This window comes from Sphingomonas sp., assembly GCF_036731925.1.
Classification (GTDB): Bacteria; Pseudomonadota; Alphaproteobacteria; order Sphingomonadales; family Sphingomonadaceae; genus Sphingomonas.
In genome coordinates, this window is record NZ_DAINDJ010000003.1 from 181645 (window position 1) to 197719 (window position 16075).

Annotated in this window: 13 protein-coding genes; 5 read left to right on the plus strand and 8 right to left on the minus strand. The window is 62.5% G+C overall.

Annotation, left to right across the window (positions count from 1 at the left end; translation table 11 throughout):
• Positions 1–406: 406 nt before the first annotated feature.
• The 5 genes from V7E00_RS18055 to V7E00_RS18075 all read right to left on the minus strand — a co-directional run bounded on the left by V7E00_RS18055 (position 407) and on the right by V7E00_RS18075 (position 8752).
• A complete protein-coding gene (locus V7E00_RS18055) occupies positions 407–3115 on the minus strand; it encodes a bifunctional diguanylate cyclase/phosphodiesterase (protein WP_333574038.1) in 2709 nt (902 codons plus the stop codon).
• A 970-nt stretch (positions 3116–4085) separates the two neighbouring features.
• Positions 4086–4820 carry a hypothetical protein gene (locus V7E00_RS18060; RefSeq protein ID WP_333574039.1) on the minus strand — a complete coding sequence of 245 codons (735 nt, stop codon included), beginning with the start codon at positions 4818–4820 and terminating at the stop codon, positions 4086–4088.
• 1116 nt (positions 4821–5936) lie between these two features.
• Complete coding sequence (locus V7E00_RS18065; RefSeq protein ID WP_333574040.1) at positions 5937–6980, minus strand: alpha/beta hydrolase family protein; 1044 nt, start codon at positions 6978–6980, stop codon at positions 5937–5939.
• Between the two features lie 184 nt (positions 6981–7164).
• Positions 7165–7638: a GNAT family N-acetyltransferase gene (locus tag V7E00_RS18070; RefSeq protein WP_333574041.1), complete on the minus strand. Its 474-nt coding sequence runs from the start codon at positions 7636–7638 to the stop codon at positions 7165–7167.
• A 448-nt stretch (positions 7639–8086) separates the two neighbouring features.
• Entirely contained in the window at positions 8087–8752 is a 666-nt protein-coding gene (locus V7E00_RS18075) for an alpha/beta hydrolase (RefSeq protein ID WP_333574042.1), read from the minus strand.
• A gap of 161 nt (positions 8753–8913) precedes the next feature.
• Between V7E00_RS18075 and V7E00_RS18080 the strand changes: the two genes are divergently transcribed.
• The 3 genes from V7E00_RS18080 to V7E00_RS18090 all read left to right on the plus strand — a co-directional run bounded on the left by V7E00_RS18080 (position 8914) and on the right by V7E00_RS18090 (position 10370).
• Positions 8914–9252 (plus strand): WGR domain-containing protein, encoded by a 339-nt coding sequence (locus V7E00_RS18080; protein WP_333574043.1) that lies wholly within the window; start codon positions 8914–8916, stop codon positions 9250–9252.
• Positions 9253–9511: 259 nt separating this feature from the next.
• Positions 9512–9967 carry an MgtC/SapB family protein gene (locus V7E00_RS18085; protein WP_333574163.1) on the plus strand — a complete coding sequence of 152 codons (456 nt, stop codon included), beginning with the start codon at positions 9512–9514 and terminating at the stop codon, positions 9965–9967.
• A 22-nt stretch (positions 9968–9989) separates the two neighbouring features.
• Positions 9990–10370 carry a DUF1622 domain-containing protein gene (locus V7E00_RS18090; protein ID WP_333574044.1) on the plus strand — a complete coding sequence of 127 codons (381 nt, stop codon included), beginning with the start codon at positions 9990–9992 and terminating at the stop codon, positions 10368–10370.
• Positions 10371–10539: 169 nt separating this feature from the next.
• Here the strand turns inward: V7E00_RS18090 and metB are convergent, their stop codons facing one another.
• The 3 genes from metB to V7E00_RS18105 all read right to left on the minus strand — a co-directional run bounded on the left by metB (position 10540) and on the right by V7E00_RS18105 (position 13444).
• On the minus strand, positions 10540–11706 hold the full coding sequence (metB, locus tag V7E00_RS18095) for a cystathionine gamma-synthase (protein WP_333574045.1): 1167 nt from the start codon (positions 11704–11706) through the stop codon (positions 10540–10542).
• A complete protein-coding gene (locus tag V7E00_RS18100; RefSeq protein ID WP_333574046.1) occupies positions 11703–12530 on the minus strand; it encodes a glutaredoxin in 828 nt (275 codons plus the stop codon). The genes metB and V7E00_RS18100 overlap by 4 nt, the downstream gene beginning before the upstream one ends.
• 113 nt (positions 12531–12643) lie before the next feature.
• On the minus strand, positions 12644–13444 hold the full coding sequence (locus V7E00_RS18105) for an AraC family transcriptional regulator (RefSeq protein ID WP_333574047.1): 801 nt from the start codon (positions 13442–13444) through the stop codon (positions 12644–12646).
• A gap of 114 nt (positions 13445–13558) precedes the next feature.
• Between V7E00_RS18105 and V7E00_RS18110 the strand changes: the two genes are divergently transcribed.
• Together V7E00_RS18110 and V7E00_RS18115 are read left to right on the plus strand one after the other, a co-directional pair.
• Positions 13559–14878: a tetratricopeptide repeat protein gene (locus V7E00_RS18110; protein ID WP_333574048.1), complete on the plus strand. Its 1320-nt coding sequence runs from the start codon at positions 13559–13561 to the stop codon at positions 14876–14878.
• Positions 14875–16062, plus strand: a complete 1188-nt coding sequence (locus tag V7E00_RS18115) for an MFS transporter (protein ID WP_333574049.1) — start codon at positions 14875–14877, stop codon at positions 16060–16062. The genes V7E00_RS18110 and V7E00_RS18115 overlap by 4 nt, the downstream gene beginning before the upstream one ends.
• Positions 16063–16075 lie beyond the last annotated feature (13 nt).

Genomic DNA, 16075 nt, shown 5'->3' on the forward strand with positions numbered 1-16075 from the left:
TCTTAGCACCAGCATGCGTCCGTCAGCCCTGCGCTACAAGCACAGATGGGACGTTAAGATCGCCACGTTGAAGCATCGCCACGTTCCGTCCGAAATCGGGACAACTACTCCAGTCGAGCCCCGCGGCTAATGTCCGTGTCCAGGCACCGTTTTGCACCTCCGAACCATCGACTCTGGAGCGGCCACCAGTGCGGGGTCACGATTTCTGGGCGTTACCGCCGATCAAGCGATCAGCGTTGCGAATGGCCGCTTTCGGCTAAAGCGGTCGTCCCCACCCGCTGATGGGAATGGCTTAAGCTGGTCGGAAGCAGCCGTTCATCGACCGGTCGAGCGCGTTCCAAAGCGACAAGTGCCGGTTGACGCTCTTACCCAGCGATCGACTTGGCCGATTGGTAGCCGTGCGGGCTCAGCCCAGCGCCTGAGCCAGCGCGTCCGCCTCAAGCAGCGCCGGCCGGCCGAACAAATAGCCCTGCGCTTCGGCACAGCCCTCACGGAGCAGCAATTCCCGCTGGGCGTCGGTCTCCAAGCCTTCCGCCAGCACCGGGATCGAGAGGCTGCGGCCGAGCGCAAGGATCGCACGGATGATCGCCCGCGCCTGCTCGCTGCGCTCGGAGTCGGCGAGGAACGACTTGTCGATCTTGATCTTGTCGAACGGAAAGGAATGGAGCGTGTCCAGCGACGAATAGCCGGTGCCGAAATCGTCCATAGCCACCCGCACGCCCAATGCCTTGATCCGGCGCAGGCTGTGCAGCGCGCGGGTCTTGTCGGCAATCAGCGCGGTCTCGGTGATCTCCAGTTCGAGCCGGGTCGGCGCGAGGCCGGTTTCCACCAGGATCGCGGTAATCACCTCCGGCAAGTCCGGCTTGAGCAGCTGCACCGGTGAGAGGTTGACCGCTACCTTGTGCCCGCTCGGCCAGGCCGCCGCCTCCGTGCAGGCGGTGCGGAGCACCCATTCGCCGAGCCGGATGATCTCGCCGGTCTCCTCGGCAATGGGAATGAAGTCCATCGGCGGGATGCCGCCCAGCTTTGGATGCCCCCAGCGCAGCAGCGCTTCATAGCCGACCAGTTCGTCCGACTGGAGCGCGCGCTGCGGCTGGTAGAGCAGCCGCAATTCGCCACGCGCGGCGGCATAGCGCAGGTCGTTTGCGATCACCCGGCGGTGCCTCGCCTGCTCGTCCATGCCCGGCTCGTAATAGCAGATCCGCTCGGCGAAATCGCCCTTGGCGCGGTACATGGCGAGATCGGCATTGTTGAGCAGAGTCTCGCGGTCGCCGGCGTCGCTGGGGAACACCGCCACGCCCATGCTGGCGCCCACCGCCAGCGAACCATGCGCCGCGAAGCCGCCGAGCAGGCAGGCCTCGACGCGGGCGACGAATGCCTCCAGCTCCGCCGGGTTCTCGAAGCGCTTGGCGACGATGAACTCGTCGCCACCCATGCGCGCGGCGATTTCCTGGTCCTGCAGCACCGCCTGGAGCGCCGCGCCGATGTCGCGCAGCACCCGGTCGCCCTCGGCATGACCGAGCGAGTCGTTGATTTCCTTGAAGCGGTCGAGGTCGATGGCGATCACCGCCAGCCGCGTGCTCCCAGCCGCCGCCCGCGCCATCTCCGCATCGAGCCAGCTATGGAACTGTACGCGGTTGGGCAGACCGGTCAGCGCGTCGTGGAGCGCCATATGGGCGATCCGCGCCTCGGATCGGCGCCGCTCGCTGATATCCTCGAAGGTGGTAACCCAGCCGCCCCCGGGCAGCCGGCGGCTGTCGATCGAGAGGACGAAGTCGGCGTCATATTCGGCGACGATCCGAGGATCGCTGCCCTCCTCAAGCGCGGTGAGGATCCGGCGCCGCGCTTCCTCGAGCCGGGCGGCGGATACCGCCGCCCCGACCCGCGCCTCCAGCGCTTGGCGGCTCACCTCGACAAGGGTGGTGCCCGGCGGGCACGCGTCGGACGGCAGGCGCCAGAGCTTCAGGAAGCGATCGTTGCGCAGGATCAGCCGTTCTTCGGCGTCGAACAGGCACAGTCCTTGGTGCATGTTCTCCAGCGCCGCGTCGCGGTGGCGCTGTGCCTCGGCGATGCGGTCCTCGTCCAGCTTCGCCTGGGTCATGTCGCGAGTGATCTTGGCGAAGCCGAGCAGCCGCCCGTCCTCGCCGGCCATCCGCTCGATCGTCACATGCGCCCAGAAGCGGGAGCCGTCCTTGCGCAGCCGCCAGCCCTGGCCGGTGAACTTGCCCTGCGCGGCCGCCGTCGCAAGCGCAGCATCGGCTGCACCGCTGGCGCGTTCCTCGGGCGGGTAGAAGCGCGACAAATGGCTTCCCACGACCTCCGCCTCGGCATAGCCCTTCAGGCGTGCCGCGCCCGTGTTCCAGTTGGCCACCCGGCCCTGCGCATCGAGCATGTACAACGCGCAGTCCGAGATGCCCTTGGCGAGGATGCTGAACTGGCGCTCGCTGGCGGCGATCGCGGCGCGGGTCCGCCGTGCGATCCATGCGCTGCCGAGACAGACCGCGAGCAGCAGCACGGTGATGACCGCGAGCAGGATCGACATGGACCGCGGCGACAGGTTCACGCCTGCCCCGTCGCGCTGCCACGGGATGAGTTCGATCGCGGTCATGCCAGTGAAATGCAGGCTGACCACCGCCAGCGTCATCAGCAGCGCGGCTGCCGCGCCGGCCCAGGCGGTTGTGCGTCGCACGGCGAGGACCAGCCCGGGCACGAACAGCACCGCGCCGCAAAGGATCGACAGCAAGACATAGTTGAGATGCCATCGTATCCGAGCGGGCATGTCGATAGCTGCCATGCCGACATAGTGCATAAGGCCGATGCCCATTATCGCGACCATGCCAGCCGCGAGGAGGGTCACAACCGTGCTCGGGCGCGTCGCCAGTTGAAACGCGGTCAGTATCGCGCCGGCGACCAACAATAGCGACACCGCGGAAAGCTCAAAGTCGAAGCCAAACTGAAAGCCCGGATCATAGCCGAGCATCGCGATGAAATGCGTGGCCCAGATGCCGAAGGCTGTCGCCAGTGCGCCCGCAACCCTCCAAATCGCCCCGCGGCGCGGCGCGCTGGCGCACTGACGCAGCATTAGCACTGCCGTGACCGCAGTCAGCAGGCACATTGCTCCAGCCAGCCCAACGAGCCGCAGGTCATGTTTCTCGGAAATGCAAAAGGCTATCGCAAACATCAAAACCTCGTCGGTCGTCGCTCAGCCCTATCGTCAAGCCCTTAACATTTGTCTGCCTGAGGTTTTAGCGGTCGGCACGCGCTCCGTAGGTCGACTATTTCAAAGGTCGGGATGAATTCTGCTGGGTTTGCCGGAGGCGTTAACTCCTGAGAGGAAGCGGCTATGAGGAGCAAGGTTTTATCTGAAGTGCGCGCGCCCGCGGTGTGGGTGGTCCGACGCCCTTCATCGGCAGCTTCTGTCGTGAGCAGACGTTCGCGACGGTTGACCTGAACGACTGGACCTGGTCGGGAACGGCCAAAGGCGAGAAGGGCGGAGAAGCAGGCAGCGCAGAGCTAGGTCGTGAACTCATAAACGACCGCTGTCGGTAACCCGCCTGGACGTCCGAGATTGGTGGTTAGCTGCCGTTCCGGGGGGCTGCTCGCAACATCGCCCTGAACCACCCGAGAACAAGCCCGAGAACAAGCCCGACGAGTATGGATGCTGCGAGAAGCAGGCCGATCTACTGCCACGTCGGCCAAGCGTGCTGCTTAGCAACCACGAGGAGAGGTAGCAGAGAACGGCGCCGAGGAGGCTGAAGCCGTGGTCGCTCCGATTGGGGTGCCGTCCTTACACGCCCCCATCATGGCCTGAGCCGACGAGATCTGCAGTTTGTGGCAAGCGGCCTGCGGTTTCGGTGCCGGGCTTGTGCTTTCCCGCACCACGGTGCCGAAAGAACAAGAACAGGAAGCCGCCAGTGATGTGCTGCCCCCTGCCGCCAGCGCCTCACCCGCCAAGATGAGAGCCGGCCCCGCAGCACATCAGGCGCCGCTCACAGTACCGTCGGAGCACGAAGTGATACGGAACAATAAGCATCAGTGCATTCCTCGAGATCGACAGAAACAAAGGCGCCGGACCAACGCCTTAACTACCTGTCAACTTCCACTTTAGCGAAGTCGCTAATTATCGAATAAACCTTTTCATGGACCGTCTTGTCCGCTCCATACTCGTAAATCTCCGCCTTTGCTTCTGCGTTTGGGTTGAGCCAACGAATATAGTTAACGAATCCATTTTCATACAAAACCCTCCCAGCCTTCACGCGAAGCCTATATCTTTCCGGGTCTGAGGCGTATTCAGGATCAACGAATGTCACAGTTTCGGTGGTTTTGAGGCGATAATTGAAGTAGTATAAGACGACAACGCTGCTCGGGCACTCAAGGATTGTTGCCGTGCCATTCAGACCGCCGACAACAAGGGGCATTCCTGCTGGAGCGCTCGCTGCCAGCTTACACCCAAGTGGAGAAAGGTCGGCGTTGAACGGCACTGAAGCGATCGGCGTCCCGTTGTTCGTGAGGAAGAACGTGTTGGTGAATGTCTCCATCAACTCTTTTTTGGAGGGGAGGGAGCCCAGCGATCGAGCAAGTTGGAAGGTCTCACCCCTTGACGCAGGGAGCTTAAATCCGGCGATGGACCTTTCCTGGGCCTTCGATGGTAGTTTCGAGACAATGCGTGCCTGCGCGTTCGCCAAATAGGGCGCCGCGAACACCGCAAAACACACTATCGAACGGAATATCATATGCCTTACCCCATCACAAACTGCAATTGGTGGTCTCAGTGCGCCAGCAAACATCTTGATGAACGTCGCCGGAAGAAATGTATTCACCAGAAGTGCAATGCTGCTTTAGCCAATCGTTTCTAAGCTCGTCGTAGTTGGCGTCCCTGCTCGCCGTTACGTAATGTGTTCCACGAACTATCCAGCCTGAGCCACCGCAATTCAGGCAGCCCGCATACGATCTCCAGCTATATCCCTCGTTGGAGGACTCGAACGTTCTCCAGCCTTCGATGGGATGCCACTGGTTGGACTCAGTGAACATCTCCCAACTGCTGCTGGAAGCGTCCCAAGTGATGCTTTCATTTGCACCTATTAAGCAATTAGCCCTCGATATCGCGGTCAGCTCAAACAGCCCATAAGGCGCTGAATTGGTTGAGCCGCTATACCTACCTGTTTGAGCTTGCGCAGCTCCGGCCACGATGCCGAAGTATGCAATTGCAGCAATCCTGAGCATCATAGCCCTCGATCTCGCGATTGATTCTGATTCGCAGTAGCGAGTGTGGGTGAGGTTGTCTTCGTGGTCAACGCTGATTTGGCGCGGTGTACCCGCCACTGGAGGGTAAGCTCGCTTTGACGCTCCAAAACAAGCGCTGCCGTTCAACCGTTCGCCGCGCAAACAGCCGTCGCTTCCACCGCATATCCGAAATTAACCGGAAGCTGACGAGGAGGTGCAAGAAAAGGCGATGATCGCCGCCCTTTTTGCTGCTGCCACGTTAGGCTATACACAGCCGATCCGCGGGACGACCTCACCCGACAAGCCTCTATAACCCTTTGCGGATTCCGGATAATCTGATCGTCAGCCTTCGCAACGTGGTTCTGAAGCGATCTGTTTGCCGAAAGTCGACGATGCCGCTCAACACCCGGCGACCATCCACCCGAGGCTTGCCGTCACTCTTGGGAAACGGATCTGCATTCAGTGGAGAGGGCCGCCGCGCGAGTAGAGAGACCGAGGCGGCCGACAGGGTCAGAAGTGCCTTCATTGCGATCTATTTGTAGCGCCAGACCAACGTCCGATATTGGGCGCTTCCGGTCATTTGGTGCTGTCGGGGCCGGAATGGCGGAAAGTGGTGGAACGCGGACGTGACCGCTTTTGGGCGGGCACGCGCGATAGATGCCGTCCCGAAAACGATGGAGAAACGGGAAACGCTCGACTTCCAGGTAATCCGGTCAGCGGTTCAGCGTAGATGCCAACCACGAACCCAGCAGCGCGAAATAGGCCGGAGCATCCGGAGCTGCATTGGCGGCTAAACGAGCGTCGACCTGCCGCGCAGGCGGCACGTTCAGCATCATGGCGTGGTCCGCGCCATCGATGATGCGAACGGTCGCATGTGGAAATTCGGCCGCACGTGCTCGCAGCGCCGCGAGCGAGGTCGCGACCGGCACCCAGGGGTCCGCCTGCCCGAAGACGATCAGTGTCGGCACGCGCGACCCGGCCAATGCGCGCAGCGGATCGTTGCTGATCTGCTGTCGCCATTCTGGATCATCGATGTTTCCCTTGATCCATGTGTCGGCATACCAGGATTCGCCGCGGATGCCGGCTTCGGCGCGCTCGGCATCAGCCCGTGACCCGCGACCGCGCACATAGTCGTCAACCGCCGTGCGTGCTGCGACGGCTCGGTCGATCGTCGCTTGCGGCTTTCCCTGAATGCGCAGGATGTTGGCGACCGCGTAATTCATCTGCACGTCTGCCGCCGCCATCGGACCGGAAACGGCGACCGCGAAGGCGGCGCGCTGCTCTTTGGAGGCCGCCAGAATGGTAAGCCAGCCACCTTGCGACAGGCCCCAAAAGCCGATCCGAGCCGGGTCGATGTCGCGCTCCTTTCGCAGCCGCGCGAACGCGGCCACGGCATCTTCCGCGAGCAGGTCAAAGTCGCCCGCGTTCGCTCCACCGCTGGTCGAGGTACCCGAACCGCGCCGATCGTAGAGCAGGACGGCAGTGCCGAGGCGCGGCATGATCTCGGTGAGATGCTGGTAGAGCGGGCTGCTGCGCAGCGGCGCCTGTGCACCATGAAGGGCGATCACGGCGGCCCGCGGCTTGATGCCGTGCGGAACGTACAAAGTACCGGCAAGCTCCGCGCCGCGATTCTCGATCACGATCGAGCGCTGCTCGACGGGGTTGTCGGTCGGAACAGCCCAAGGCGGCATGCCTCGAACCTGCGCCGCAGTGATCGGAACTGCCGTGGTCACAGCCATTATCGCTGCCGCACCCATTATCGTCCATCGTATCTGCGGCATCCAGACCTCCTTCGGCTACTTTTGCCGCATTTGAGCGGTGTATAGCCGGGACAACCCCAGCCATGGAACGGCAAACGAAGTGCCGCGATTGTTCTCGGAATCGATCGAATGCTGGGACTCTCCGCCAGTGGTTCCCAAATCGCCAAACGTGGAAAGCCGCTCAAAGCCGTAGCAGCATATTCCAGCGATCCAGGCCGGGACCGTATCCGTCCGGTACGATCCCTTCCACCACGAACCCGAAACGCTGGTAGAAGCCTTGCGTATGCTGGCTTGTGTCGAGCCGCACCTGCTCAACGCCAAGAGTGGCTCGAGCGGACTTCAAGCGTGCAGCGGTGAGCAGGCTACCTAAGCCGATCCCGTGCAAGCCTTTTGCAACCATACCCCAGCAGAGCCCCGCACTGGAACCCTTTGGGTCAACGGCAAGTCCGCCACAGGCTACAATCTGACCGTGCCGCTCAATGACCTGATATGACCAGGCGACGGCCTTGGTATCGAGAAAGCCGGTAAAATCATCCCGTTCTGCCCGATCGAAATATCTCGGAACGTTCCCGTCAAACACCGTCAAGCAGCCGCTTCGATCCTGCGCCATGTAATCGCGGATGATGTCGGTAGTCGGATGTTCTGGCATACGCATGACTATCGGAATGGATGCTCCCCGGGGCCTAGCGCAATGTCACGGGTATTGCGCTCACCGTCTTCTCGCAAAGGAACCGTTTTTGGGATCAGTGCCCACGGCGTTCAATTCGGAAGCCGTTCAGTCCGTTCGCTTTCCCAAAAAATGTTCCCGATTGCTCTTTCCCGAAATAGCGCCTCAGGCATGAGAAATCGGGACTGACCCCGCTCCACAACCGGCAGCTTTTGGGATCGCGTTTCTAAGATCTGAACGTCTGTAACTGGGCGGTTTCGGACGTTCCAGATTTATGAGTCTACGACCTAGCAATTGCGCTCAGGTGGCGGAGGGACGTGATACCCAATAGCACGAGGCATCCGCTGCAGGCCGACGCCCGCTTTCGCGCTTTCACGACTAAGAGCCGCCTGGCGAATTTTGACCCGATGGGTCTCGTCTGCGTCCGTGTTGCCGGTCAGGTGAGAAGGCGAGCAACGAACGCTGCAGCCGCGCCAAGTCCGTCCTGATCCACTGAGTGTCCGAGACCGGGTGAAACATGCGCTGTGACGGGCACCCCTGCATCACGTAGTGCGTCCGAGGCCAGGTCGAGAGACCGGAATGGCACCACCTCGTCGGCCGTCCCATGGATCAGGAGCACAGGAGGTTTGTTGGTGATCTCGGCTTCTAGGCTCCCGGGGTCAACGAGCATCCCGGAGATTCCGATGATCCCGGCAATCTGTTTGTGGCGCCGAAGCCCCACGTGCAGCGCCATCATCGCGCCTTGGCTGAAGCCAACGATCAGCAGCCTGTCGTCCGCTAGACCGTTTGCCTCAAGCTCGCTTGAGAGAAATCTATCCAAAGCAGGAGCCGCACCAGCGACACCCCTCGCGCGCTCGGCCGCTGAGGAAGACCCGATGGCCCACCACTGATGGGCATCCGCCATCCGCGGTATCAACGACGGAGCGTTTGGAGCAACAAACGCGATCGTGGGCAGCGCCGGCTGGATCATCCTGGCGAGCGAGATCAGATCATCGCCATTCGACCCATATCCGTGGAGCAGTACGATTAAGCCGGTTGCCCGGCCGCCGGTGAGAGGAGCAAGCCTAGGGCCATCGAGCAACTGGTTCGGGTGTGTGGTCATGGCTGAAGCCTAGGCCCACCGGCGTTGGCTCGCCACCCCGGCGCTAGTCTGTCTCAACAAGGCGATTCCTCTCGCCACTGATCGGATCCGTGAATCGTAAATGGACTGCTGATTCAAACTCCTCGTTGGCCTCAGACCCGGGAACAAAGCAGGATCCAAGCATGCTGGACCTGCCGACGAAGCTGATTGAATGGCGATGCGAGCTTGAGGCTCGCTGTACCGCCAGGAACGTGGCGCGATCGTACGAGATCACCGTCAGCAAGGATCTCTTCGGGCGATGGGTGGTCGACCTAGCTTGGGGACGCATCGGGGCGGTCGGAGCGCGCCTCCGGGTCTCCTTCGAGTCACCCGACGCCGCCCGGCAGTTCGTAGAGAAAACGCTTGCTCGGCGCGCCAGCGCACCTCGGAGGATTGGGGCCGAGTATCAACTGGTGCGTTGGCCAAAATCATCAAACCCTACCGTCGGCGCTAGCAGGGCTGAAGCGCGCCGGGCAGAGTAGCGGCAGCAGACGGACCACACTCGCGCCAAGTTGCTGTGTCGCCACGTGTTCTCTGACTGAGGGAATGAGTCCCCAAGGCAGTTTGCCTGCTGCCTTGATCGACCATTCCCACCTGCGGCTGACGGCTACGCTCGAGCGGGAGCATCTGTTCGGCTTGGACGTTTGCAGGAGATGCTGACGCAGCCTCAAATTGCCGTCCCGAATTTGGGTTCTTGGGACCGCGTTGATGCCCTCTGAATGGCTGGACCTTGGTATACGGATGTCGGTTGCCACAGCCGCGGGAGCAATGCTCGGGTTTGAGCGGTCGCGGCAGAACCGAGCAATCATGGGTTTCAGGACGCTCAGTCTCGTAGCCCTGGCCAGTTGCCTCGCGGTGCTCGCCATCGTTCATAGCGGCCTGCCTCAGGTGAATGCAGACGCAGCCGGACGCGTGATCCAAGGCGTGCTTTCTGGCGTCGGCTTTATCGGCGCGGGCGCCTTGATCCACGGCGCTAAGGGCAGCGAGGTCCATGGACTGGCCACCGCCGCGAGCATCTGGGTGTCGGCGGCTTTGGGGGCGGCCGCTGCGCTGGCGATCTGGCCGCTGATACTTGGTGGGCTGGCCCTAGCGCTGTTAGTGCTGCTGATCGGTCCTCCGCTCGAACGGCGCATCCGCGACCATGCCCGAGCTTCCGCCGGTGAGGGGGACCGCCAAGACGTGGAACGGCGACCGTGATGTTGTGGATGTGAGGGCAGGGATGACAGGCGAACTGACGAACTGGATCCATCTGCTGACGCGCGCGGTGGAGGTCACCGGCACGGCGATCATCGCTGTGGGCGCGTTCGGCGCGCTTGGGCTGTTCCTGTTCCGTTTGCTGACCCATGCCGGTCCGCGTGACACGCTGGTAGCCAGCTTTCGCTCCGGCCTCGGCCGATCGATCCTGCTCGGCCTCGAGTTCCTCGTTGCCGCCGACATCATCAACACCGTAGCGATTGAGCCGACGCTGGCCAGCCTTGCGGTGCTGGCCGGAATCGTGCTCATCCGAACGTTCCTAAGTTTCTCGTTAGAGGTCGAAATCGACGGCCGCTGGCCCTGGCAGAAGGGCCGCGCGCACCGAACGGACGCGCCTTCGCACTAAGCGTCGCGAGAACAAATGATTGCGCAACTATAGCCCCTGATCCTGATGCCGGTTAGGCTCAGCAAAGCTTCACTCGATGACCTCGATGCGCGCAGTTCTTCAAGCAGCCAGATGCGGCCCGAAGCGACCTTCTGCCATACCGCGGAGTGCTGAAGACATTAGTATTGGGTCATTCACCTGCTAAAACACGTGAAAAGCCAGCGTCTAAGCCTGAGATTAGATCGTCGACATGCTCCAGGCCCACCGAAAGGCGAATAAGGTTGTCCTTGATACCGGCACGTTTACGACCTTCTTCTCCGAGATCCCGGTGAGTCATCGTTGTAGGGTGAGCAACTAGGCTTTCAACGCCGCCCAGGGACTCCGCGAGAATGAACGTCTGAATGCCTTCAAGGAAACGACGTACCTGGTCACGACCGCCGTCCAGCTCAAAGCTCAGCATCGCCCCAGGTCCATCCTGCTGTGCGGCTACGATCGCGCGATCCGGGTGATCCGCCAAACCGGGATAGTGAACACGACGCACCTGTGGTTGGTCTTGCAAGTACGCCGCCACGGCGGCGGCGGTACGCTGCTGGCGCTCCAAGCGGGCGAAAATCGTCCGCAGCCCTCGTAGGGTCAACCACGCGTCATAGGGGCTGCCGGTAAGGCCGGCAGTGTTGGCCCAATCCGCTAGCCGCCTACACGCGTCGTGGTCGGCAGCGATCACCGCGCCACCGACAACGTCCGAGTGGCCGTTCAGGAACTTTGTGGTCGAATGGACGACGTAATCCGCACCCAAGCTGATCGGCCGTTGCAGTGCCGGGGAGAGGAAAGTGTTGTCGACCGCCACCCGGGCCCCGGCAGAGTGAGCCGCCGCGCACATTGCCCGAACGTCCACGACCCGCATCAGCGGATTGCTGGGTGTCTCTACAAACACCAGCGCGGGCTGAGCAGCTAGCGCCTGACGGACAGCGTCGATGTCCGTCTGGTCGACAACAGCTAGGCGAAACTGGCCCTTATCAGCCCGCGCGCGCATCAGGCGGTAGGTACCGCCGTAGCAGTTATGCGGCGCAATCAGGAGATCGTCGGGCCCGAGTTCAGAGAGAACGAGATCGATGGCAGCCATGCCGCTTCCGGTGACAACGGCGCCGGCTCCGCCTTCAAAACCGGCGAGTGCATCTGCGAGCATCGCTCGTGTCGGATTTCCTGACCGGCCATAGTCGAATGTGCGCGGCTGATCGAACCCGGCGAAGGTGAATGTCGTGCTCGAGTGCAGCGGCGGCACGACGGCACCAAAGGCGGTGTCCGTGGCAACCCCGAAGGTCGCGGCAAGGGTCTCGCGGTGCGGATGATCGGTCATCGTGCAGAGCTCGCCGCTTGAGACGGGGCCAGGCTGCCCTTCATTTGCATCTCCTCGGATGAACTGGCTCCGAGCACCATCCACACGGCCATCACGATCATCATGATGTTCTCGAGCAGAGATACAAAGCCCAACGGTACATTGGTCGAGCCGCCGACGCACGCGCACTTCAGCTCGCGGCGATCGATATACACAGCCTTGATGACCGAGACAGCGCCTATGGTTCCGATGAACAGTGCGATCGGCACAGATACCCAGGTCAATACGCCAGCGACCATCAGGAGCCCGGCGAAGGCTTCAGCGAAGGGGTAGATGTATCCATAGGGAACCCAACGCTTGGCGAGCAGGTCGTAATTCAAGAACATGGTCGCGAAGCTCTCGACGTTCTGCAGCTTCAACATGGCCAGGACGACCATCGAGAAGGCGATGAACCACTCTGCAGCCAAGGCGGTTAGGAGATGCGCCGTAGCCACGTAAGCGGCCGCCATGGCCATGAGCGCGGTGATAGAGAACAGCGCAATGACGGACCGGTAGCTCACCGCCTTTGGGTCATGCACCTTCTTGCCGAGGAAGCGGCGCAGGTCGTCATACCCGCCGACGCGTTCGCCACCGATGAAAATCTGCGGCGTGGTCGTTACCAATTGGGCCGCTTTGAACGCGTCGGTCTCCTCGCGGGACGTGAGGGGGTGGTCTGTGACCTCGTACCCAGCGCGCCGAAGTAGATGCTTCGCTTTCAGTCCGTATGGGCAGGTATGCGCGCTGAACACCATTCGATGCAGGTCCGCGCGCTTTGTCGTGTCGTCGGCGCCTTCCGCTCTGACCATGGCTGTGCTCCTGTTGATTAGCCAGGCAGCCGTATAACTTCCGTACCGTGGTACGGAGTCAAGCCTCAAAAACAACGTGATCATGGCTGTCGGGGCGCCGCCTGCTTCGCTTACTACCGGCTTTGGCGCGCCCGCTCATAACCCTTCGGACTGATGCCGAATTCCTGCCGAAACGCATAGATAAACGCCGACGGAGACGCGTAGCCAAGCGAGAAGGCTACCTCGGTCACGTCTCCGGTTCCGTCGAGCATCTCCACGGCACGGAACAGGCGAACACGGCGCTGCCAGGAGCGGAAGCTCACACCCGTCTCGGCCTCGAAACGGCGGGATAGCGTTCGCGGCGACATGTGAAGCTCCTTACTCCAGGCGACCAGCGAACGTGAGTCGCCTGGGTCGTCGTGGAGTGTCTCACACAGTTTCAGGAGGGGCGCACTGGTAGGCCATGGCAGCGAGCGCGGAAGCGGTGTCACACGTGCGAGTTGATCGAGGATCAGACGAGTAACCCGATCGGAATAGTCGCTCACTTCCCCGGCTTGATCCAGATCCGCAGCCTCCATCACCAACGCGCGCAGAAGAGGCGACACCTGGAAGACGAGCGGGGAGGCCATAGTCTCGCAGACCACGTCGCGCGCGATCCACAAGCTCCGATATTCAGCGCCGAGGACGGAGCCGACCTGGTGCCGAACACCCGGCGGCAACCAGGCAGCTTGCTCTGGCGAGATGAGGAAGGATTGCGTGTCCAGCACGACCGATAGCGTGCCTGCGGTTGCATACACCATCTGCGCCCAAGCGTGATGGTGCGCGGGGAAACGGCTGTAGCCGGGAATGGTCTGTGCACGGACGGTGAGCGGCGCAGGCGGCCGTGCATGGTCGGGGGCATGCACATCGGCCCACTCGTTCTTTCGCTGCGTCATTGGCAGCTATTCTACATCATTCGTCTTCTTCTCGAAAGAATGCGCTTTGCAGATGGGCTAACGGTGAGCTGCGGCAGGAACAGAACCTCCCGCATCGCTTCTCCGCGAGGTACCGTGACCTACACCGACGATTATGGCCTGACGCTCTCTACCGATTCCGACGAAGCAGCATCTGCGTATCGGGATGGCGTACGGCTGATGCTGTCAGCCTGGCAAGGTGCGAGCGAGCGCTTGGAGGCGGCGATCGAGGCGGATCCAGAATTTGCTCTTGCCCATGCCGCACGCGCTCGGCTGCTGGCCATCTCGGCGCAGCCGTCCGCCGCCACCCAAGCAATCGAGCGCGCGCGGGCGCTGGTGGCGGTCCGAGGTACGGAACGCGAGCTCAGCCATGTGGATGTACTCGCTCACGCTGTGACCGGCTTGTCCAAGGAAGCGTTGGCGCGCGCGCTCGATCATCTCGATCGCTGGGCGAGAGACACGCTCATCCTTTCGCTGCCGCTCGGTGCTTTCGGTCTGTACGCCTTCTCGGGAATGGCGAAGCACAACCAGGCGCGGGTCGATTTGGTCGAGCGGCACGCCGGCCAATTCGATGCCGACGACTGGTGGTTTTTGACCTACCACGGTTGGGCACTTGCCGAGAACGGCGAGGTCGCGCGCGGTCGGACCATGCTGGAGCGTGCGGTCGAGCGCCGGCGCGAGAATGCCAACGGCGCGCACGCGCTGTCTCACGCCATGTACGAGGGCGGGGCCGGGGACGATGCCGAAGCTTTCATCGCCGGCTGGCTTCCCGAGTATGACCGGAGCGGCATCTTACACGGGCACATCGCCTGGCACTCGGCACTGGTTGCGCTGGAGCGCGGCGATGTCGAGGCGGCGCTCCAAACCTACGATGCGCACGTGCAACCGTCGGTGTCCCAGGGCATGCCGATCAACGTCGTCAGCGACGCGGCGTCGCTCCTCTGGAGGATCGGCCTTTACGGGCATCCAGTTCCAGCGGGCGCTTGGGACACGATCAGCCGCTATGCCGGCGAGAAATTCCCCAAGGCGGGGCACGCCTTCGTCGACACCCACATGATGATGGTTGAAGCCATGGCAGGAGACCCCTCGGGACTTCACGCGCGCATTGCAGCTGTCGACAAGCTGGTAGCGGACGGATCGCTCGGCGCAGGCCTCGTAGTGCCGACGGTCGGACGCGCCTTGTCGGCGTTTGCCGAGGCGGACTACGTGCGCGCCATAGCGCTTTTAGAGCCCGTAGCTCCGGAAGTGGTTCGGATCGGCGGCTCAGGAGCGCAGCGCGAGGTCATCGAGGACACGCTGCTGCTCGCCTATATGCGGGTCGGCGATACGGCCAAGGCGCGTGCGCTGCTTGACCGCAGGCTCCACCGGCGACCGTCACCGCGGGACGCAAGCTGGCGCGAGGGGCTCGCCGCATGAGCACCCGGACGTTCAACGGGAATGTGGCGCGGCTGACGATCGCCCAAGCCCTTGCAGGTGCGAATTCGGCAGTGGTCTACGCAACAGCAGCCGTCATCGGCCACGGCCTCGCCCCCGATCCTGCCTTGGCTACCCTGCCGGTCTCCATCTTCGTGGTGGGGATGGCAGCATGTATCCCGCCGGTCGGCATGATCGCTCGGCGCTTCGGACGCCCTGCTGCTTTCCTAACGGGTACCGCGTGCGGCGTGCTCGTCGGATTGCTCTGCGCGCTCGCGGTCGTGATCGGATCCTTCTGGCTCTTCTGCCTCGGTACCCTCTTCGGCGGGGCTTATGCGGCCGTGGTTCTGTCCTTTCGCTTTGCGGCGGCCGATTGCGTAGCGCCGAAGCAGCGCCCGCTCGCGCTGTCGATCGTCATGGGCGGTGGGGTAGCCGCCGGCATCCTCGGGCCCCAATTGGTCACCGCAACGATGCGGCTTTGGCCGGAGCATCTCTTTGCAGCGACCTTTCTCGCTCAGGCTACAGTAGCAGCCGCCTCCGCAGTCGTTCTCTTGGGCGTGCGCTTACCTAAGCCCACCGCTCAGGAAACCACTGGCGGCCGCCCCTTACCCCTCATTGCTCGCCAGCCGCAGTTCATCGTGGCGGTGCTGTGCGGCGCGGTTTCCTACGCACTCATGAATTTCCTCATGACGGCCGCCCCGCTTGCGATGCGCATGTGCGGTCATTCCCAAGAGAACTCGAATCTGGGAATCCAGTGGCACCTGATCGCTATGTATGGGCCCAGCTTCCTGACCGGTCGTCTCATCACCTGCTTCGGCGCGCCTCGCGTGGTATTCACCGGGCTCTTGCTCATCGGTCTGGCTGCACTCGCCGGCCTGCGCGGGATCGCCGTCGCCGACTTCTGGCTGATGCTGGTGCTGCTGGGGGTCGGCTGGAACTTCGGCTTTGTCGGGGCCTCGGCCATGATCTTGGAATGCCATGCCCCTGAGGAGAAGGCGCGGGTTCAATCTCTCAACGACTTCATCGTCTTCGGCACCATGGCCGTAGGCTCCTTCTCGTCGGGCGAATTGCTGACGCTGTACGGCTGGAAGGCGGTGCTCACCGTCTCCCTTGTCCCTTTGTTTCTGGCGCTGGTGGTCCTGGCAATCCGCCTCGGTCGCTCTGCGCCGGTGGCTGCGGCTGCCTGACCCGCACAACCGA